The 19,367-nt window shown below is 39.5% G+C and carries 21 protein-coding genes and 1 pseudogene; 19 read left to right on the forward strand and 3 right to left on the reverse strand.

What is annotated here, in order from left to right:
• The first annotated feature begins 5 nt into the window (after window positions 1–5).
• The 4 genes and pseudogenes from AC6I1H_RS13060 to istB all read left to right on the forward strand — a co-directional run bounded on the left by AC6I1H_RS13060 (window position 6) and on the right by istB (window position 1,948).
• Window positions 6–179, forward strand: a complete 174-nt coding sequence (locus tag AC6I1H_RS13060; RefSeq protein ID WP_497737987.1) for a hypothetical protein — start codon at window positions 6–8, stop codon at window positions 177–179.
• A gap of 106 nt (window positions 180–285) precedes the next feature.
• A pseudogene (gene istA, locus AC6I1H_RS13065) lies at window positions 286–807 on the forward strand (IS21 family transposase); the annotation flags it as partial.
• 3 nt (window positions 808–810) lie between these two features.
• The gene (locus tag AC6I1H_RS13070) at window positions 811–1,266 is read left to right on the forward strand and encodes a Mu transposase domain-containing protein (RefSeq protein ID WP_497740795.1); all 456 of its coding nucleotides are present in this window, start codon (window positions 811–813) and stop codon (window positions 1,264–1,266) included.
• A 40-nt stretch (window positions 1,267–1,306) separates the two neighbouring features.
• Entirely contained in the window at window positions 1,307–1,948 is a 642-nt protein-coding gene (istB, locus tag AC6I1H_RS13075) for an IS21-like element helper ATPase IstB (protein ID WP_497737988.1), read from the forward strand.
• 234 nt (window positions 1,949–2,182) lie between these two features.
• On the opposite strand, the gene AC6I1H_RS13080 is transcribed toward istB, so the two are convergent.
• Window positions 2,183–2,398: a hypothetical protein gene (locus tag AC6I1H_RS13080; protein WP_497737989.1), complete on the reverse strand. Its 216-nt coding sequence runs from the start codon at window positions 2,396–2,398 to the stop codon at window positions 2,183–2,185.
• Between the two features lie 235 nt (window positions 2,399–2,633).
• Here AC6I1H_RS13080 and AC6I1H_RS13085 point away from each other — a divergent pair, with 235 nt between their 5' ends.
• From AC6I1H_RS13085 to AC6I1H_RS13100, 4 genes are all read left to right on the forward strand, one after another.
• On the forward strand, window positions 2,634–2,828 hold the full coding sequence (locus tag AC6I1H_RS13085) for a hypothetical protein (protein WP_497737990.1): 195 nt from the start codon (window positions 2,634–2,636) through the stop codon (window positions 2,826–2,828).
• Between the two features lie 3 nt (window positions 2,829–2,831).
• Window positions 2,832–3,335, forward strand: a complete 504-nt coding sequence (locus AC6I1H_RS13090; RefSeq protein ID WP_497737991.1) for a type II toxin-antitoxin system PemK/MazF family toxin — start codon at window positions 2,832–2,834, stop codon at window positions 3,333–3,335.
• A gap of 513 nt (window positions 3,336–3,848) precedes the next feature.
• Window positions 3,849–4,403 (forward strand): plasmid pRiA4b ORF-3 family protein, encoded by a 555-nt coding sequence (locus AC6I1H_RS13095; protein WP_497737992.1) that lies wholly within the window; start codon window positions 3,849–3,851, stop codon window positions 4,401–4,403.
• A 41-nt stretch (window positions 4,404–4,444) separates the two neighbouring features.
• Window positions 4,445–5,092, forward strand: coding sequence for a LysE family transporter (locus AC6I1H_RS13100; protein WP_497737993.1), 648 nt, complete (start codon window positions 4,445–4,447; stop codon window positions 5,090–5,092).
• A gap of 108 nt (window positions 5,093–5,200) precedes the next feature.
• On the opposite strand, the gene AC6I1H_RS13105 is transcribed toward AC6I1H_RS13100, so the two are convergent.
• Complete coding sequence (locus AC6I1H_RS13105; protein WP_497737994.1) at window positions 5,201–5,317, reverse strand: stalk domain-containing protein; 117 nt, start codon at window positions 5,315–5,317, stop codon at window positions 5,201–5,203.
• A gap of 118 nt (window positions 5,318–5,435) precedes the next feature.
• On the opposite strand from AC6I1H_RS13105, the gene AC6I1H_RS13110 reads away from it, so the two are divergent.
• The 7 genes from AC6I1H_RS13110 (at window position 5,436) to AC6I1H_RS13140 (ending at window position 13,624) form a co-directional block, all read left to right on the forward strand.
• A complete protein-coding gene (locus tag AC6I1H_RS13110) occupies window positions 5,436–7,739 on the forward strand; it encodes a putative bifunctional diguanylate cyclase/phosphodiesterase (protein WP_497737995.1) in 2,304 nt (767 codons plus the stop codon).
• Window positions 7,740–8,014: 275 nt separating this feature from the next.
• Complete coding sequence (locus AC6I1H_RS13115; protein WP_497737996.1) at window positions 8,015–8,932, forward strand: DMT family transporter; 918 nt, start codon at window positions 8,015–8,017, stop codon at window positions 8,930–8,932.
• A gap of 388 nt (window positions 8,933–9,320) precedes the next feature.
• Complete coding sequence (locus AC6I1H_RS13120) at window positions 9,321–11,393, forward strand: BglG family transcription antiterminator (protein ID WP_497737997.1); 2,073 nt, start codon at window positions 9,321–9,323, stop codon at window positions 11,391–11,393.
• Window positions 11,394–11,624, forward strand: coding sequence for a hypothetical protein (locus AC6I1H_RS13125; RefSeq protein ID WP_497737998.1), 231 nt, complete (start codon window positions 11,394–11,396; stop codon window positions 11,622–11,624).
• Window positions 11,625–11,629: 5 nt separating this feature from the next.
• Window positions 11,630–11,953: a PTS sugar transporter subunit IIB gene (locus tag AC6I1H_RS13130; RefSeq protein ID WP_497737999.1), complete on the forward strand. Its 324-nt coding sequence runs from the start codon at window positions 11,630–11,632 to the stop codon at window positions 11,951–11,953.
• 17 nt (window positions 11,954–11,970) lie between these two features.
• Entirely contained in the window at window positions 11,971–13,284 is a 1,314-nt protein-coding gene (locus tag AC6I1H_RS13135) for a PTS sugar transporter subunit IIC (protein WP_497738000.1), read from the forward strand.
• 19 nt (window positions 13,285–13,303) lie between these two features.
• Window positions 13,304–13,624 carry a PTS sugar transporter subunit IIA gene (locus AC6I1H_RS13140; protein WP_497738001.1) on the forward strand — a complete coding sequence of 107 codons (321 nt, stop codon included), beginning with the start codon at window positions 13,304–13,306 and terminating at the stop codon, window positions 13,622–13,624.
• A 27-nt stretch (window positions 13,625–13,651) separates the two neighbouring features.
• On the opposite strand, the gene AC6I1H_RS13145 is transcribed toward AC6I1H_RS13140, so the two are convergent.
• A complete protein-coding gene (locus AC6I1H_RS13145) occupies window positions 13,652–14,047 on the reverse strand; it encodes a pyridoxamine 5'-phosphate oxidase family protein (protein WP_497740796.1) in 396 nt (131 codons plus the stop codon).
• A gap of 133 nt (window positions 14,048–14,180) precedes the next feature.
• Here AC6I1H_RS13145 and AC6I1H_RS13150 point away from each other — a divergent pair, with 133 nt between their 5' ends.
• The 4 genes from AC6I1H_RS13150 (at window position 14,181) to AC6I1H_RS13165 (ending at window position 19,359) form a co-directional block, all read left to right on the forward strand.
• Entirely contained in the window at window positions 14,181–14,558 is a 378-nt protein-coding gene (locus AC6I1H_RS13150) for a winged helix-turn-helix transcriptional regulator (RefSeq protein ID WP_497738002.1), read from the forward strand.
• 632 nt (window positions 14,559–15,190) lie between these two features.
• Window positions 15,191–17,131 carry an oxidoreductase gene (locus AC6I1H_RS13155; protein ID WP_497738003.1) on the forward strand — a complete coding sequence of 647 codons (1,941 nt, stop codon included), beginning with the start codon at window positions 15,191–15,193 and terminating at the stop codon, window positions 17,129–17,131.
• 449 nt (window positions 17,132–17,580) lie between these two features.
• Window positions 17,581–17,952, forward strand: coding sequence for a hypothetical protein (locus AC6I1H_RS13160; RefSeq protein WP_497738004.1), 372 nt, complete (start codon window positions 17,581–17,583; stop codon window positions 17,950–17,952).
• Window positions 17,953–17,955: 3 nt separating this feature from the next.
• A complete protein-coding gene (locus tag AC6I1H_RS13165) occupies window positions 17,956–19,359 on the forward strand; it encodes a DUF7125 family protein (protein WP_497738005.1) in 1,404 nt (467 codons plus the stop codon).
• Window positions 19,360–19,367: the final 8 nt, after the last annotated feature.

The following is a 19,367-nucleotide window of genomic DNA, read 5'->3' on the forward strand; positions in this document are numbered from 1 at the left end:
TTAAATTGAAAATTATTGAACCCATAATAAACCTATGGATAAATTGGAGAAGAAAAATGATTCTGTCTTTTGAACCAATTATTGATAAAAACTGCAAAATACTAATCTTGGGGACTATGCCGAGCGTTGTTAATGGTAAAATAAATCCATCAAAAATGGGAAGGAAAATCCCTCAGTAAAAACGTTAAATATTGCCCATTTGGTAAGAATATTGATAAGGATATTTTTACCAAAGGAGGTTAGAAAGGTGCTGAGGGAAAATATGTATACTACACCCTTCCAGCAGAGGAAGCCCAGGTGGATTTTGGATACGTGGGCAAAATACCTGATCTTACAGAAAAACTTAAGAAAGCATGGGTATTTTGCATGATCCTTTGCTATTCAAGGTTCATGTATTGTGAAATAGTTTTTGATCAGGAAGTAAAAACCTTCATCAAATGCCATGAGCATGCTTTTAAATACTTCGGCGGCGTACCAAAAACAGTAAAGATAGATAACCTAAAAGCAGCCATACTTGAAGCAAACTTTTATGAGCCAGTATACCAGAAACAATATCAGGAGTTTAGCAAATACTACAATTTTTCATCAATACCATGCAGGGTAAAGACCCCTACCGATAAAGCCAAGATAGAATCTGGAGTAAAATACGTAAAAAACAACTTTTTCAAAGGCAGAAATTTTAACACCTTTGAAGAATGCCAGGATGCCTTAAATACATGGCTTAAGGATATTTGCAACATCAGAGTCCACGGAACAACAAAAAAGATCCCTAAAGAAGTATTTGAAAAAGAAGAAAGAAATGTTCTTGGTATCCTCCCGTTTAAGGAATATGATTTTTCCATGTGGGTCACAAGAAAAGTCAACAGCAACTGCCACATAAATTACGACTGCAACTTTTATTCAGTACCGTATCAATTTATCAATAAAGAAGTAACGGTTCAGGTATCTGAAAAAGTGATAAGGATCTACGGCAACAATGAATTAATAGCAACACACTTAAAGCTAAAGGGCAGGGGCGAATTTTCTACCAACCCCTCCCATTACCCGGGGTATAAGGTGATAACAAAAACCGAACTTCAGTACACCTACAGAAATAAAATGGCAAGTATTGGTCCTAATGCACTTGAGTTCTTTGACAGAATCATAGCTGAGCAGGAAAATTATTGGGGAAAACCCATATATGGCATACTTAAGCTAAAAGAAAAATACGGCAATGAAAAGATCGAAAAAGCTTGTATGAGGGTCAGGTGCTGCAAAGAGTATTGAAGTCAGAAATGAACAGGCAATAAAAGAAAAATTATCTTATATGGAATTTCTTGAGCTCCTGATTGACGATGAACTTGCTAATCGAAAAGACAATGGTTACAAAAAAAGATTTCAAAAAGCTCATTTTCCATTTACCAAAACCCTTGAGGAATATGAATTCAACTTTCAGCCCACATTAAACCGGCAGGAAATATATAACTTGGCCACATGCGAATATATACGCAAGAAGGAAAATATAGTGTTTATCGGCCCACCCGGGACCGGCAAAACTCATCTTAGCATAAGTCTTGGGATAAAGGCCCTGCATCAAGGGTATAAAGTAATATTTACAACTGTTTCGGATATGATGGCCGCCCTATTTGCTTCAAAAGCGGATAATTCTTATAGCCAGAAGCTTAAATATTATTTATCTCCTGACCTTTTAATCCTTGATGAACTGGGATTTAGAAAACTAAATGAGCATATTGTAGACCAGTTTTATGAGATCATCTCCCAAAGATATGAAAAGGGATCTTTGATAATCACTTCAAATAAGACTTTTGACGAATGGGGTAATATATTTTGGGATTCTATACTTGCATCTGCTATACTTGATAGAATCGTTCATCATTGTCACCTGGTTTTGATCAAGGGAGAAAGTTATAGGATGAAGGAGCAGAAGGAACAGCTAAACAAACAATAAATTTATTGTCCTTATGGTGGTGGATTTTCTTTCCCTTTTTTGCGGGTTTTTCATTGACAATAACAAGCGTAAAGTCTCTTGAAAAACAACAATATTATGGGAATAAGCAAAATCAGTTCTGAAGGGCATACATTTTCATAAGGAATAAGGTTTAAGGAGTATTGAGGAGGTAGACAATGCTTGGTTTTGCTAATTTTTCGAGTAAAATAATTTTGGATTTAAATAAAACATTTCCTAAAGCCAGGTTGCAGGGAAAGTATGAATAAAATACTGCTCAATTGTTTGGAGGTAAGAAAGGGATAAGGAATCATAGGTGTTAGGATAAAGGAAAGAAATGACCAATGAAGTGATTGCCTCACTTATTTCTCTTGAAGCCTTATTACCCAAAATGCTCTTCACAACCTGTCCGAGATAATTTAGTTCCAGTCTGAAAACTTCCAAATTTATCATTATGCTCACTCCTCACAAGAGATTTTCAGGTATTATACAGGCGAGGGCATTACAAATCAAAAAATCAGCGCTAAATTTTATTTAAAGAATTAAGAATTTAAATTGTCTCGTAAGGTGTCAATTAAATAAATGTGGACATAATATATATAGAAGTTAAGAATTGGAATTATACTTGAAAAGAACATAAGGAAGTGATATCATAAGGATAAGGAAAGCAAGAAAGAGGTTGTATAGAATGGCGACGGTAGTTAGTATTAAGGATTATAAATTAAATCAAATACCTAGACGTCAGGATGTTTCCACTCTTGATATGATATTCAACCCCGTTAAGAGAAGAAAGTTTTATGCAGATATCGATAAAGACTATGTAGAAACAGATGATGAAAAAGAGATTTTCGATGAAATGACTAAAAGACGGAGGGGTGAGTAAGTTTTGCCCTGTCCAGCGTTGCCGAAAAATCCACAAAAGAGTACCCATTTTGAGAAGGGTTGCATTCACTGGTTTGATTTAACTGGTAATAGTGACCCTTCAATTGCTTCACAAAAGGCAAGACCATTTATAATTATTAGCAGATATAACCCTAAATCAAGTAGAGTTATTATTTGTCCAGTTTCAGACATGATACACTATTTAGAAAAAGATACATATGGCAATATAATACAACCGCCAAAGTTAAAATATCCTTATCACGCACCATTATATAAAAAGGATTACCCTTTCTTGGATAAGGATAGTGTTGTACTTCTTGACCAGGTATATACTGTATCAAAAGATGAACTGTTTGAAGACTGGTATATGGGACAAGTTGTAAACACAAGGGATATAGATGAAGCAATTTTTTATAACTATGATTTGTTTGTGTCTATTAGCGAGGTTATTCAAGATTTGCTAAATTCTATTGAAAATATGCATATGGGGAAATACTCGAGGAAGTAATTATAACTAAATTGAAGGATAAAAAACCAATTCATCAATCTTTTGAACAAATACCTGGCGTAGGATTGATTCTTTGGCATATATTTTTCTATTTATCGCAATGCCCGATAAGGCTTATTTATCTGTCAAAAAAAGCTCTGCAAAATGGTTTTAAAGAAAGGTGCCAGCCCATAGACTTAAAATGATATTCTTGCTGTATACCCAAAAAACTTGTGTCATGAATAAAAAAGTCTTGTTAAGAATCATGGTGAAAATAGGGTAAAAACCTTATTGGAGCCATGATTTTTGTTTAGTGAGAGTAGTTTTAAGGAAAGAAGGAATAAGGGTTTGAGAGGGAGTTTTGACATGAGTTTTTTTGTTTACATCAGAGCATGGATGTGATATTTATAGTAAGATATTTGGAAAAATAAAGATTAATGCATAATGATAATAGAATATTGTTTTTACTGTTACAGAACATAGAGAAATGATAAAATAGAAATGTATAAATACAAATAAAGGAGACGTGAGATTATGAAAATTCTTCAGTTGAAAATAACATTAAAAGACGTAAAGCCTCCTGTCTGGAGAAGGGTACTGGTTAAAGACGATATCACGTTTTATAAACTCCACAGGATAATCCAGTATGCGATGGGATGGCTTGAATCCCACCTTTATGAGTTCAGGCTGGGAGAAATGATTATTGGGGAAAAAGATGATGACTGGGACCTTTACGACAGATATGAAGTAAAAAGTGCAAAAAGGGTAAAGTTAAGCAGTATGAACTTTGCGCCCAAGGATAAATTCAGATATGTTTACGATTTTGGTGATAACTGGAGACATGACATTGTTGTTGAGAAGGTGCTTGACCCTGACGAAGGTATTAAATATCCAGTATGTATCGGTGGTAAAAGAAACTGTCCTCCTGAAGATGTAGGTGGGCCATGGGGATATGAGGACTTTCTTGAAGCAATCCAGGACCCGCAGCATCCAGAGCATGAATCCATGCTTGAATGGGTGGGAGGTTCTTTTGACCCTGAAGAATTTAGCATAGATGAAGTCAATAATATGTTGAAGATGATAAAGTAAAGATTAAGGGTTTACTTTTGACTAAGAGGGGGTTAATTAACATGGTTTTGTGGGGGATTTTCATTAGTGCTTTTTTAATAGGCTTTTCAGGAGCAATGATGCCTGGGCCTATGTTGGGGGTAACGATTGACGGCAGTCTTAAAAAAGGGTGGACAGCAGGCCCTTTGACAGTATTAGGACATGGAATCCTGGAACTTACATTAATTATCATCATGACATTTGGGCTCAAAGATTTCTTCGCTAATTCGACAGTTGCAGGATTTATCGGATTATTTGGTGGGGCTTTTCTTGCATGGATGGGATATGGAATGATAAAATCTGGTATAAATAAGTCAGTTTCTCTGGAGAACCAAAGAGCAGGGAATAGTGCAGGCATGAGAAATCTTGTATTAGCAGGAGCACTTGTAAGCGCTACTAATCCATACTTCATTCTTTGGTGGGCGTCAACGGGGATGGAATCAATACGCCAGTCTTATACTTTAGGGTTAATTGGTGTTTTGTTCTTTTTTATAGGACATGTTTTATCCGACTTTGTATGGTATTCAGCAATTTCCACAGCATTTTCCAGAGGTCAAAAATTGATAAGTGATACTGTATATCGCTGGATTATTTTATTGTTGGGTATATTTATTGTAGCGTTTTCAATCTATTTTATAGCCAGCGGATGGAAGATGCTTCGAATCTCATGATGTAATCTCAAAGGTGAGCCAAAGCAGGAACGCTTATGCTTATAAAATATAAAAGGGGAAAAGGGTATGGGCATATGGGAATTGATATGGTCTGAATTTCTTTATCCATTATACCCAATTAACGTTCTTTCCAAGTGCCTGTGCGACCGCTCTTATGGGCAAGTAGACTGTCCCGTCAACAATAAAAGGTTCGACTACCTTTCCAGTTCCATCTCTTGGTGTCATTTCAAAACCGTTTTGGCCCGTACAGTCGAATATTGCAAATTTTTGTCAATAATGTTAAAATAAATTTCAAAGTTTAAATTTTTATTCGAAACCAGAGAGGAGAAATTAATGATAAATTATGGATAGCGAGAAGTTAAGCATCGAGAAGAATAGGAATTTTATTGAAGAATCCAGGAAATCAATTGCATACTTTAAGAAGAAAGAAGAATTCTTGATTAGAATTTTTGAAAACGAGCAGATGCTTATACTAGTCTGGACTCTGGATGGCAGAGTAGTTTGGTTCAACAAATATGCCCAGACTGTAATTGATATAGCGGTCGAGGAACAAACAGAGAGTATAAATATAAGTTCAATAATTCCCCAAGATGTGGTGAACTATATAAAAGAACAATTGGGTGATACTAGAGATAGAAGCATTCGTTACAAATGTGGAAATCAGATGGTTTTGAAGGACGGCAGACAAATTTATATCATATGGCATAACAGTATTATTTTAGATGATGAAGGGAGCAAGTATATTGTTTCCACTGGTATAGACATTGCAGACCTAAAGAATGCCGAAAAGAGACTTGAAGAAGCAAATAATGACCTTCTTGCTTTAAACGAAGAATTGATAGCTCAACAGGAAGAACTATCTGAAATGAATGAAAAACTTATGGCCCGAGAAGAAGAGTTAAAACAGAAATTAATTGAAATACAAAGGCAGCAGGATGAATTAAAAAGAAGTGAAGAACGCTACAGACTGGTAGTTGAAGGAGCAAGTGATGGACTATGGGACTGGGACTTGATAACGGATACGGCATACATATCCGAGAGATGGAAGGATATCATTGGTTTTGATAAAGAAGTAGTGAATAACTATCATGAAACATGGATTAAATTTATCCATCCCCGAGATGCTAAAACAGTCATCAATAAGTTGCGTAATCATCTTGAGAGGAAGACACCGTTTTACTCATGCGAATATAGGCTCAAAACAAATGCTGGTAAATATATATGGATTTTAAGCAGAGGGAAGGCATTATGGAATGAAGAGGGCAGAGCTATAAGGATGGCAGGGTCGCACACAGATATTACTAGACGAAAGCAAATGGAAAGCAAGTTAGAATATATGGCATTATATGATTCTTTAACGGGTTTGCCTAATCGTAATATTTTTATGGATAGGTTCAAAGTTGCCATAGCAGATGCAAAAAGGAAAGGGAAGAAACTTGCAGTATTTTTTGTAGACCTTGATAATTTCAAGAACATTAATGATTCCTTCGGACATCATATGGGTGACAAGCTGTTGAAGAAGATTGCCAGGAAGCTGGCGGCGTGTGTGCGCGAATCAGATACAGTGTCCAGAATAGGTGGCGATGAGTTCGCCATTTTACTGCCTGACATAATTAGTATTGACGATACGGATAAGGTTGCAAAAAGAATATTGGAATTGTTTAACCAACCAATAAAGTTCAATAATTATGAATTATATGTTACTATTAGCATAGGTATTGCCATATATCCTGACCATGGGAAAATTGAAGAAGTTATACTCAAAAATGCAGATATGGCTATGTACAAGGCTAAAGGAAATGGGAAAAATGGTTTTCAATATTTTGACAGTACTATGATTAGTGAGGTTGAATTCGCCAACACAATAAAAAGGGATTTAAGGTCGGCTTTGGCAAAAAGCCAATTCTTTCTGGGCTATCAGCCTCTTATTGATATAAGGACTGGTAAGGTAGCAAGCATGGAGGCACTATTGAGGTGGCAGCATCCCAAAAAGGGGTTGATCAGTCCAATTCATTTTATTCCTATTGCTGAAGAAATGCGGCAAATAATACCTATAGGTGAGTGGGTATTAAGGACAGCCTGTAGACAAATGAAAGAATGGCTTGATATGGGGTATTCTGATTTCAGTATTTCGGTGAATGTTTCAGTGCATCAGCTGCAACAGCCTGATTTTGCGAAGGTTGTGTGTGATATACTAAACGAAATTGAACTTGAACCAAGATACCTGGAACTGGAGATTACTGAAACCGTTCTTATAGAAGCAGAAGAAACGGTGGTTAAAAACCTTTATCACTTAAAGGAAGCTGGGGTTAAAATAATAATAGATGATTTCGGAACAGAAAACAGTTCGTTCAGATACATGCAAAAATTTACGGTTGATGGTCTAAAAATTGACAGGTCGTTTGTTAGCGAGATAAAGGTAGATGTAAATATGGCTATTGTGGATGCGATTATTTTATTGGGGCACAGGCTGAAACTTAGTGTGACTGCTGAGGGTGTGGAAACAAAAGAGCAGCTTGATTGTCTTGTAGAGTGTGGGTGCGATAAAGCACAAGGTTATTATTTCAGCAAGCCGTTGCCTCCAGACGAAGCTATTCGAATGGTGCAAAAAACTAAAATCTATCCCATATTTGGGCCAGATAGGTAATGATGTTTATGCCACTTCTTCACTCTCTGCTTGTTCCTGCAGCTTTCTAATACAGCCGATCAAAGGGATAAGTGGTAAGGCCTCGAAGGATTCGAGATTTACGCCACTTATCCCTTTGTTCCTTGAAACATGATTCCGTCCATTCGGAACAACTTTTTCACATAAATTAGATAAACTTTATTACCTTCCATAAAGTCCCATGTAGATTTTATAATGTATAATAATAGATCTGTACCCAGGATTTAAAAAAATAAAATAACAGGAAGGGACCATCAGTGAACAAAGGTTTTATTTATCTAGCAATCACAGTAATTTTTTTCAGCTCCTATGAAGTTGTAGGAAAGACGCTGTCAGGCGTCGTAAACCCATACCAATTGAACTTCGTAAGGTTTTTGATAGGTGGGCTGATGCTCTTACCCATGGCATTGGATCATATAAAAAGCAGGGGAATAAAGCTATCTGCAAAAGACATGCTCTACGTATCCCTTATAGGCCTTGTAAATGTAGGCCTAAGCATGTCTCTTTTGCAGATAGGCGTAAATGCTACAAAAGCCAGTCTGGCAGCTGTAATATTTAGTTCTAATCCCCTATTTGTAATGATTTCAGCTTACTTTATATTGAATGAGGATTTAAATCTAAGAAAAATCCTGGGGCTCATGGTGGGTATTGCTGGAATTATAATAGTATTTTACAAGGACCTAAACCTGAGCAAGTCATACAATTATGGCATTGCTATGCTTATAATTTCGGCCATATCCTACGGCATATACACATCTATGGGTAAAAAATTTTCTCAAAAGACCGATAGTATAATAATGAATTCACTGTCTTTTATAATAGGGAGCCTGTTTTTGCTACCAGTACTTATAATAAAGCACTGCCCTGCATTATATATACCTTATAAAGCACTGCTGCCTATGGCTTATCTCACATTTTTTGTGACGGGATTGGCCTATTATACTTACTTTGTTGGACTGTCTTATACAAATGCAGGAGCAGGTTCAATGGTATTTTTCATAAAACCTGTAATAGCCAGCTTGCTTGCATGGATGTTTTTGGGAGAAAAAATATCCATACAACTGGTGATAGGCACACTAGTAATATTATCCGGAATCGCTATAGTTCAACACGCAGACAAAAAATCATGCTCTATAATGACCCAGGATATAACAAGAAGATGCTCAGAACAATAAGCCTCAATAATTCCCACATGCTGCCGTACTATCTCTTAAGTTTGTTTCCAAACCAAGTATTTCCCATTCATACCTTCTCCCCATGCGAAAAAAGGGATTCCGATTATCCCTTTTTTCTTTATTCCATGAACCTCCCCTTTCGGAACAACTTTTTCACACAAATTAGATAAACTTTATTACCTTCCATAAAGTCCCATGTAGATTTTATGCGGGTTTGCAGGAAGGGGAAGGGTTCTTTAGGCTAACTCGGAAATTAAGATTATGACACATATGGCCTGCCATGTCTTATATATCTTTTTGTTGTATTTTGAGATATCAGATATATAATTATAAGTGTAGCGAAAAAGCAATTATTAAATTTATGGCATTTAAAGGTGGCCGCCATGACATGATTAAACTGAGTGCACGCCAGTTTGAGATTTTGAACAAATTGATCGGGGGTGAAAATTTAAATATTGAAAAGATATGCAATAAATATGATATCAGCAAAAGGACAGTATATAGGGAAATCAGTGCAATTAACAAAGCAATACGAAGTTACGGCATATCAATACTAAATTCACCAGAAAGATTAGCCCTTGAAGGCGAGATAGACAATCTAAAAAAGCTGAGGATGGATTTGCTCGGTGTTCGCCTTGAGTTTAATGCTGACAAGCGCAGGACTTTAATATTGTCTGAACTTCTACAGTTGAAGGAGCCTATAAAGCTGGAATATTTTGCAAAAAAGTTTGGCGTATCGGTAGCAGCCGTAAGTTACGACCTGAAAGAATTGGAAAAATGGTTTAAAAGTCACAACCTTTTACTCGTTGCAAAGCCTGGATTTGGTGTTTTGGTTACTGGTGACGAAAGTGACTTCAGGAAAGCCATTACCGATTTTTTGTATGAAAATATAGACACAAAATCTCTTGTTGAGTTTTTGAACAAGGCCAATCCGGAGAAGACAAAAAATGATTTGAACTTCAGGAGCCACTTTTTGGATGTCATTGACCATAAAACTGTTGTGGCTATTGAGAAATCTATGGCGATGCTTTCCAACGAACTGGACTTTTATATCGCAGAAAGTTCATACATGGGGCTTATTATACATCTGGCGCTGGCAATAAAGAGGCTTGAAGCTGGTGAGAGTATAGAGATAGATACAGATAAACTGAACGAACTTAAAGATACTGAAGAATACCTTTATGCAGTGACCCTTGCAGGGTATCTTGAGGATGAATTAAAGATTAAAATTCCTGAAAGCGAGATAGGGTATATAACAGTGCACCTGCGCGGTGCCAGATACAGAGCCAATATGGACACCGGTGGAAGGAACGAGCTTAGTGATTTAGCAGATTCTCTGATAAGTGAGGCCGAAAAAATTTTTGGTACGTCATTTAAAGGCGATGAGCTTCTAAAAAGTGGCTTGCTGACCCACCTTGAGCCTGCTCTATACAGGCTGTCTACAGGCCTGGCCATTCGCAACCCTTTGCTGGAAGATATAAAGTCAAAATACATGGATCTATATGAGAAAACAAAAAGGGTGTGCGAGGTTCTCAAGAAGGAGGCGGGCATGCCCGTGCCGGACGATGAGATAGGGTACATTGCCATGCATTTTGGGGCAGCTATTGAAAGAAAGGAAAGAAACGCCAGAAAGTACAATGTCCTTGTGGTATGTGCCAGCGGCATAGGGACATCCAGAATGCTTTTATCAAAGCTTCAGCTGTTTCCGCAAATAAACGTTGTGGACGCTGTATCCAGCTTGAGGTTAAAAGAAGAAATAAAAAATGAGGATGTAGACCTGATAATATCAACCATACCTATAAACAATGTAGGCATAAAGAGTATTGTCGTAAATCCTTTGCTGCTGAATGAGGATATAGACAAAATAAAAAAAGCTTTAAACACCGACCTGATAATGAACAGCAGCGCACATGAATTTAAAGGGAAACACGATTATGACATCATGCACATAGCCAGATATGCCAGGCACATGTTAAATATGCTGGACAGCATTGATATTGCAGCACTAAACGGCACGACATCAGAAGAATTGATGGATGAGCTTCTGTCCTGCCTATCAAGGCGCAGTTTAATAACCGACAAGGATAAAATAAAAAAGAGGCTTTTAAACAGGGAAAGCCTCGGCAAAATAATCTTGCCCGGCAGAGGGTTTGTAATATACCACTGCACCGTTAGTAGCCTTGAACATCCTCTGATAATGGTGGGAAAAGTAAAAAACGAGGTAACCATGAAGAATCTTATAAATGAAGATGAAGTCATTAAAACCGCTTTTTTAATGCTGGCTCCAGAAGAAGACAAAGAAGGCATTGAGGCGATGGGAGATATCAGCGCTTCCTTGATAGAGGATAATTTGATTATAGACAAAATCAATGATGCAAAAGATGCCAGACAACTGCGCGATATAGTTGAGGAAGCTATGAGAACCAAATTTTTGGATGAGATAAAAAGGGTGGTAATGTAAATGTTTGGAATTGCAAAAACCCAGTTGCGGGCCTTTTATTTGCTGTTGCTTGGGCTCTGGGGCAGCGCCTCCGTACACACCATGGTGAAAGTTGATTTCTGGCATGGAGCCATAGTAATGATATTTGGAATTTCGTTTACGCTTTGTGTCTATTATATGCAAAAGCTGTTTATAAGAATGATATATTTGGAAAACAATGCCTTGGGGGAAAAAATAAAAAATAAGAGGTGATATCCGTGTCAATACACGCTGTGATTTTGTGCAGCTGGGGAGCGACATCCAGTTCTCTAGCAAAAAAGGTTTTTGATGAGGCAAAAAAGCAGGGGCTTGATATCGTTGTTGACGCTGGCGGCACTGGTGAGTTTAAGAAGAACGCAGAAAAATATGACGTGGCGCTGCTGGAGCCTCAAGTCAGGCATTTGAAAAAGGAGATTGAAGGTATAGCAGGCAAATACAATATACCCGTCGATGTGGTGGACATGCAGGCTTTTGCAATGATGGACGGCAAGAAAATACTGGATCAAATAATCAGCCTTGCGCAAAAAAAGGGTAGCGCTTAGAAGGGAGGAGGCTGCAAATGGATAAAGATAGCCTGAACAATAACAGATTCATGAAATGGATGGAAGAATCATTGATGCCTGTTCTGGCTAACATAGCTCAAAATGTATATCTTCAGGCAATACGCGATGCATTCAGCAGTTTTGCCCTGCCAGTAATACTCACCGGTGCAATATTTCTGATAATAGCTAACCCGCCAGCAGATTTAAATTGGGGGCCGGTAAACGCGTGGGCCGATGCCATAAAACCGATTATAGGCCAGATTATGATACCATTTAACCTTACCTTCGGTTTAATGGCACTTATGGTAGCATTCGGCACTGCGTACAGCCTGGCCGCGCGCTGGGATTTAGACGAAGCTATAACAGGTTTAATATCCATGCTGGCTTTTTTGATAACCAGTTTTCCGGCAGAGGACATCACAAAAGTTAGTTTTGGCGACGCCCTGAATTATCTTGGTGGCCAGGGGCTTTTCATTGCAATAATTGTCGGCATAGTAACACCTATTGTGGTGAGGTTTTTCAACCAGAGAGGTCTGGTAATTAAAATGCCCGATGGGGTACCGCCGTATGTTGTCAGGAGCTTCTTGGCTTTGGTGCCAATGTTCGTTATGGTTGTTCTGGCATGGGGGACGGAATGGATTGTATGGTCAAACTATCGTATCACTCTGCCTCAGCTTGTTATAGACGTGTTTAAACCGTTGGTATCAGCATCTAACAGCTATCCGGCAGCTCTGGCGGAGATAATTCTAATGATGCTTTTATGGTCGCTGGGTATTCATGGAATGAATGTGGTTTCTTCCATAGCGTATCCATTCTGGATGAACCAGCTCGCAGCCAATGCACAGGCTGCTGCTGCGGGCCAGCCTCTTGCCGGCATAGTAACGGAGCCGTTCTTCCATGTGTTTACACATCTTGGCGGTTCGGGTACGACATGGCCTTTGGTTATAATGTTTTTATTGTCGACATCGGCACAGCTTAAAGCTATTGGCGGGGCAGCTATTATTCCAGCCATATTTAACATAAATGAACCTGTAATATTCGGTGCGCCAATTGTACTAAACCCGATTTTGATGATACCGTTTATGGTTGCACCGGCTGTAGTGGTAACAATAAATTATATTGCATTTGCCGCAAATATTGTGGCCAGGCCGCTCCTTCAGCTTCCATTTACTGTACCAGTATTTTTCAGTGGTTTTATATCCAGCGGAGGCGACTGGAAAGCCATAGTTTTGCAGTTTGTGGACTTAATAGCCGCAGGGATGATATACTATCCATTCTTTAAGATGTATGAAGCACAGCTCTTAAAGGCTGAGAAGGAAACAAAACAATAAATATAAAGGTGGTGCGAATGTGGATTTAGAACAGATAATATATAACCTGGTGCTCCATGGGGGCAATGCGCGAGGTGAAGCTTATGAAGCATTGGACGCTGCAGAAAATGGCAATTTCGACGAGGCAGAAAAGCACTTGGAAAAAGCCGACGAAGAGTTTTATGCAGGTCATGATTACCAGAACATGCTGGTACAAGGCGAATTGAAAGAAGCACCTAATTTCCTTGTTATACACGCCCAGGACCAGCTAATGACGGCATTGGCTGAAAAAAATCTGATTAAAAGAATGATTGGGCTATATAAGAGAATAGATAAATTGGAGAAAAAAATCCCGGGATAACTTTTACCCGGGGTTTTTTTTCCGACTTTAAACTTTTACTGTTTTGGGTTCACCGCCCATGGAGTAAAAAGTGGCCTCGCCTTCTTCTATGTAAAACACTTCGAAAATAGAATCGTCGGCTGAGTACATTTTTTTAAGGGAAGGCATGACCTCCAGCGCCTTTGCTTTTGTGGCGGGAGTGGAATTAAATACGGCCTTTCCCCTAAGACGTATCCATTTCCCGTCGGGCGATGCTGTGCATACCTCAAAATACGGGTTTTCTTTTAACTGTTTGTATACATTCTTCTGATTGTTTGTACAGAAATACAGTTTCCCCTCAAACTCCATTACAAAACCGAAAGGCCGCACCCTGGGCTTTGCGCCATCGACAGTGGCGATGTAAAACGTGGGGTTGTCGGTTAAAAACTTGAGGACTTCCTTCAGGCCTTCATTCATAAACATGTCTCCTTTACTAATATTTTCATATCTGATATCATTATAAGTGAAACACATAAAATATCAAGTACACAGTTTTTTCATACTTAATCAGTATTTTATGAGTAAAGGGGAACGGTTAATGAACGGGAAAAAGCAATTTTCCGAGGGAATCAATTCTTGTCCTGTAACATATGCATTAAAGCTTATAGGTGGAAAATGGCAGATTCCGATACTGTGGGTACTCAGCCAAAACGGGACAATGCGGTATAACGAGTTAAAAAGAAAAATATCAGGTATAACTAACATGATGCTGACGCAATCTTTAAAAGATTTGGAAGCAAACGGCTTAATTAAGCGCGTTCAATACATGGAGATACCCCCGCGCGTGGAGTATTCTCTAACCGATGCTGGAATGAGTCTGCTGCCGGCGCTTGACGAACTCGCCAGATGGGGAGCAGAACAAATGAAGCAATATAACAATAAATGTGATATTGCAGGTGGGAATACATCCCAATAAAGTTAAAAGGGCTATTCTGGGTGAGTATGCAGATGAATATGGCTCATCCCCTGTCCTTGTGTCTGGCGGGGAGTTTTGGCTTTGTATGGATTGGATTAGGCAAGGGTTGCTTTTTATTCTCTGCGTAATTTCCGGATTGAATTTATTTAAGCGGTCAAATTAAGTATATACAGGGTGAACGAAGGGTTAATGTAGAAGTTAACACGGCAGTCCATGAACCAATAAATCAATAATCCGAATAATGTCAGCATTATCACTGAGGCAGGTAGGTTAAATCCATTCCTGTCTTTTTTATTCCTTAAAAACAGGAGGCAAATTATAATGGCCCCAGAAAACTAGACACGGAAAATGGGGGTCCTGAGCGTCAGCATGAGCATTAGGACGGACAAGAATATATATGCAGTATCTGGAAATAATAAACTTGAGAACCCTAATTATGAAATTCCAAAAACACACATAATTTTGGGGCAGACGGTCTTAAGCTATATTTCTGTATCAAACAGAGTGGTTATCGTATCAATTCTATAGTCGTTCGTATGATTCATTTGCCCCCTGATGAGGAAGTATTATTTTTGAGACAATCAATGAAAAAAACTTAAAGAAGAATAAAACTTAAAGAAAGGGGAACATATGTGGAAAACAAATATGCAAAATTGTTTGAGCCGATGAAAATCGGCAAAATGCATCTGAAAAACCGCATTGTTATGTCACCAATGGGGACATTTACCCCCATGCAAGACGGCACCGAAAGCGAAGAGGGCATGAGATACTATGAAGAGCGGGCCCGTGGTGGGTTCGGAATGATCATTACTGGCTCCATGTTCCTAAACGAGAAAACCGCCCAAGGCGGCCCCACCATCGCCCTTGACAACCCGCGTGCTATCCCCAAAGCCACGGTCCTATGTGAACGGGTGCACCGTTGGGGAGCCAAGATCTGCATCTCTATGAGCCCTGGTACCGGCCGCAATGGTATGCCAAACATCGGCGAGCGGGTACCGATTTCATCTTCTGAAATCCCCTCTTTCTACGATCCCAACATCATCTGCCGGGCTCTCACCACCGAAGAAATTCACGACATGATGAAGGACTGGACAAACGCCGCAATCTTCGCAAAAAGAGCAGGTTTTGATGCCATTGAGATTCACGCTCATGCAGGTTATTTGATTGACCAGTTTATGTCACCCATCTGGAATAAGCGCACAGACGAGTACGGCGGCAGCTTAGAAAACCGAGCCCGTTTTCCAGTAGAGATTGTGAAGACAGTACGTGCTGCCGTTGGTGATGACATGCCGATCATATTCCGAATCGCTCTTGATCACCGGTTCAACGGCGGACGCACTATAGAAGACAGCATACCGCTGCTCAAAATCCTTGAAGAAGCGGGAGTGGATGCCTTTGATGTTGATGCCGGAGCTTATGAGTCAATGGATTATATTTTCCCACCATCTTATCTAGGTGAGGCTTGCATGGCCTATGTCTGCAAAGAGGCAAGAAAACATGTTAAGGTACCACTTCTGAATTCCGGCAGCCACAGCCCGGAAACAGCCCTGGAACTTATAAACTCTGGTGACTGCGACTTTGTCATGTTCGGCCGCCAGGCCATAGCTGACCCGCATTTTCCCAAAAAACTGATGGAAAACCGAAGGGAAGATATACGCCCTTGTATCCTATGCAATGAGGAATGCATTGGCAGAATCTTCGGCCGGTTAACACAGTTAAGCTGTGCCGTCAACCCGAGCGCAGGCTTTGAGGATTATATGGAGATCAAGAAAACCGAGAGCCCGAAAAACATTGTAGTCGTTGGTGCAGGCCCAGCGGGCTTGGAAGCAGCGCGCACAGCAGCCCTTAAAGGCCACAAAGTTACAGTATTTGAAAAAGGCAATTCCATAGGCGGAACCTTAGGTATAGTCGCCACCGGGCCCTTTAAAAAACGCATACGCGAATTAATTCACTGGTACGGCGTGCAGCTCGAAAAACTAGGCGTAAAAGTAGTGCTCAATACTGAAATCAAGGCCGATGACCCAATTCTCGAGGCCGCCGACAGGATTTTTGTAGCCACGGGTTCCAGACCGATTATTCCACCGATAAAGGGTATAGATTGCTCAAATGTGATAAATGTAGTGGAAGCGCATAAACATGGCGTCAAGGGCCGGAATATCGCCATCTGCGGTGGTGGACTCAGTGGCTGTGACACAGCACTGGAACTTGCCATGGAGGGTAAAAAAGTGACTGTCATCGAAATGCTTGATGAATGTGCTCGAGATGTCATGGCCATAAATAAGATAAGCCTTATGCGCTTGCTTGCTGAAAATAACGTGACACTCCTGACCAACAGCAAAGTAGTTGAGATTGATTCCAGTGGCGTTACCATTGAGAAACAAGACGGTTCGAAGGAAAAGATTGACGCCGATACAGTCATTACAGCCTTCGGTCAGTCTAATGATAATGATTTTACAGATGCAGTCAGGGCAAAGTATTGCATGAAGACGACAGTCATAGGAGATGCTGAAAGGATAGGTAAAGTAAGCAATGCCATCCGTACAGGATTCTATGCTGCTATGGCAGTGGAATAAAACACGTTAGATTCAGTAACAGCGGAGCAAAAAGCTCCGCTGTCATTTATACAATTATGATCATCGCTAACGAACTGACCCCAAAAAGTTAGACATCATAATTAATTTCGTAAATATAGCTATATCCCCGGAATACATAAAACATCTTAAAACTACTCCGATGGTCAATAACCCCACCTAAACGGTAAACCGCACATCAATGGTCTCCTCCATTCGGTTACCGATGAGGCCGGCAATATAACTACCTATACCTATGATGAGGCAAAAAGCTTGATGAGTTTATGATAGAATATAACTGGATAAGGCCCCATCTTTTTGAAAACGCAGGCATCCGATACGGACAGGGCTATAATTTAGAAAAGCCGTGGCGGTGCCCTGGCAACAAAAGTTAGCACAGCACAAGCTGCTGTGTTATAATATGACTATAATGTAATGAGTTTGGAGGGATAATGTTGAATGATCTTGTTGACAACAAGGTCGAACGCTATGAAAATTTGCTGCGAGAGATGTGGGCTGCGTCTGAGAAGTACCTCGGGGCGTTTTCTGTTAAACTTTTGGTGGAAAGGGTTGTGTGGGATATTTCTACGGAGTATAGGGAAATAGAACTGCTGCACTACGATGAGGGCAGGATATCGTGTGCAGAAATAGCGGTCAGTATGAAGGAAAATCCAAACCTGCCGGTTGATGATATGTTCATGAAGTTTATTACCAGATATCTAGAAATTCTAGACAAGCTTATTGGTCGTGAAAAAACGGACAAAATAGCGAAGAAACTGAAAGAAGAATTCGGGAATATTCCTTTTGACTCAAAGGAGGAATAAGAGATGGATAAATTGAAAACAGGAATTAAAAATCTTGATGGCATTCTTTCCGGCGGTATACCTGTGTATTCGCTGAACATTGTTTCCGGTTCTCCAGGCAGCGGAAAAACGATATTCGTTCAAAACATTATTTTTAACAGCGCAAGGAACGGTCTTAAAAGTTTATACCTGACTACTATCTCTGAATCACAATTCAAGATGGTAAGGCATTTACAGGAATTTGAGTTTTTTTCGGACGATTTCCTGGGGGACAAGTTTATTTACGGTGATCTGGGAGCTGTTCTGCACAAACAGGGCACTGAGAAGGTTCTTGAATACCTTACCGAAATGATCAAAAGACATCAACCCAATATACTTGTAATCGACAGTTTCAAGGCCATAAGAGATATTTTTCCTGATGAGAAGACTTTTAAGGCTTTTGTTTTTGACCTGGCCGCTGCTTTATCGATATGGGAGGTTACTGTGTTTCTCGTGGGCGAGTATGAAGAAAAAGAACTCACTCTCTTAAGTGAATTTGCTATTGCTGATGGGATTTTTCACCTTTACGGTCAGGAAGAAAAAAGGTTTCAAAAAAGGTATTTGCGTATTCTGAAGATGAGAGGTACCAATTTTGAACAAGGAGAGCACCTGTTTCAAATAAGCCCAGCAGGAATAGAAGTCTATCCGAGGATAAAGCCGAAGGGCGAAGAACTACAGTACGATGTCAAACCGGGGAAAAAAGGATTCGGAATCACAGGCCTGGACGAAATGCTGAATGGTGGATTTAGAGAAGGTACTATTACGCTAATTTCCGGCGGCACAGGCACGGGTAAAACCACTCTTGCACTTAAATTTTTACTGGATGGGGCTGAAAAAAACGAAAATGGGCTGTTTCTTTCTTTTGAAGAGCCGGTTTCGCAGCTTATAGATAGCGCCTGCCATCTGGGATGGGAGACGGATAAATATCTGAAAGACGGCCACCTTGATATCAAGTTTATTTCTCCAATAGAACTGGACGTAGATAAACACGCTTTTGAAATACTGGACATGATCAGCAATAAGAAGATAAATAGGCTTGTTATTGACAGCATATCTTCTTTTGAAAGCAGCGTTTCTGATATGCAAAAGTATAAAGATTATCTTTGGGCGATAGCACAGCAGATCAAAAGACGGCATATCACTGCTATATTTACTGCACTAAACGAAGACCTCTTTTCGCCGGCTTCAGTAACAAAAAATCAAATATCTTTGTTAGCAGATAATATAATTATTCTTCGCTACGTGGAAGAAAATTCAAGCATCAAAAAAGTTCTGGGAATCCTTAAAGCCCGCGGCACCAACCACGACAGAGACATTAGAGAATACGAGATTACCCCCAGTGGAATAAATGTTCTCGGAAAGTTAGATAAAGCAAACATATTGAGATGAGGTGGGTT

The sequence above is a fragment of the Biomaibacter sp. TOL genome (assembly GCF_059717795.1).

Bases quoted from the DNA above. Each gene is read 5' to 3' on its own strand.
- AC6I1H_RS13085 (WP_497737990.1), top strand. From the start codon at position 2,634: ATGGCGACGGTAGTTAGTATTAAGGATTATAAATTAAATCAAATACCT.
- AC6I1H_RS13080 (WP_497737989.1), bottom strand. From the start codon at position 2,398: ATGATAAATTTGGAAGTTTTCAGACTGGAACTAAATTATCTCGGACAG.
- istB (WP_497737988.1), top strand. From the start codon at position 1,307: ATGGAATTTCTTGAGCTCCTGATTGACGATGAACTTGCTAATCGAAAA.
- AC6I1H_RS13125 (WP_497737998.1), top strand. From the start codon at position 11,394: ATGTTTGGAATTGCAAAAACCCAGTTGCGGGCCTTTTATTTGCTGTTG.
- AC6I1H_RS13150 (WP_497738002.1), top strand. From the start codon at position 14,181: ATGAACGGGAAAAAGCAATTTTCCGAGGGAATCAATTCTTGTCCTGTA.
- AC6I1H_RS13110 (WP_497737995.1), top strand. From the start codon at position 5,436: ATGGATAGCGAGAAGTTAAGCATCGAGAAGAATAGGAATTTTATTGAA.
- AC6I1H_RS13160 (WP_497738004.1), top strand. From the start codon at position 17,581: ATGTTGAATGATCTTGTTGACAACAAGGTCGAACGCTATGAAAATTTG.
- AC6I1H_RS13135 (WP_497738000.1), top strand. From the start codon at position 11,971: ATGGATAAAGATAGCCTGAACAATAACAGATTCATGAAATGGATGGAA.
- AC6I1H_RS13100 (WP_497737993.1), top strand. From the start codon at position 4,445: ATGGTTTTGTGGGGGATTTTCATTAGTGCTTTTTTAATAGGCTTTTCA.
- AC6I1H_RS13105 (WP_497737994.1), bottom strand. From the start codon at position 5,317: ATGACACCAAGAGATGGAACTGGAAAGGTAGTCGAACCTTTTATTGTT.
- AC6I1H_RS13095 (WP_497737992.1), top strand. From the start codon at position 3,849: ATGAAAATTCTTCAGTTGAAAATAACATTAAAAGACGTAAAGCCTCCT.
- AC6I1H_RS13165 (WP_497738005.1), top strand. From the start codon at position 17,956: ATGGATAAATTGAAAACAGGAATTAAAAATCTTGATGGCATTCTTTCC.
- AC6I1H_RS13120 (WP_497737997.1), top strand. From the start codon at position 9,321: ATGATTAAACTGAGTGCACGCCAGTTTGAGATTTTGAACAAATTGATC.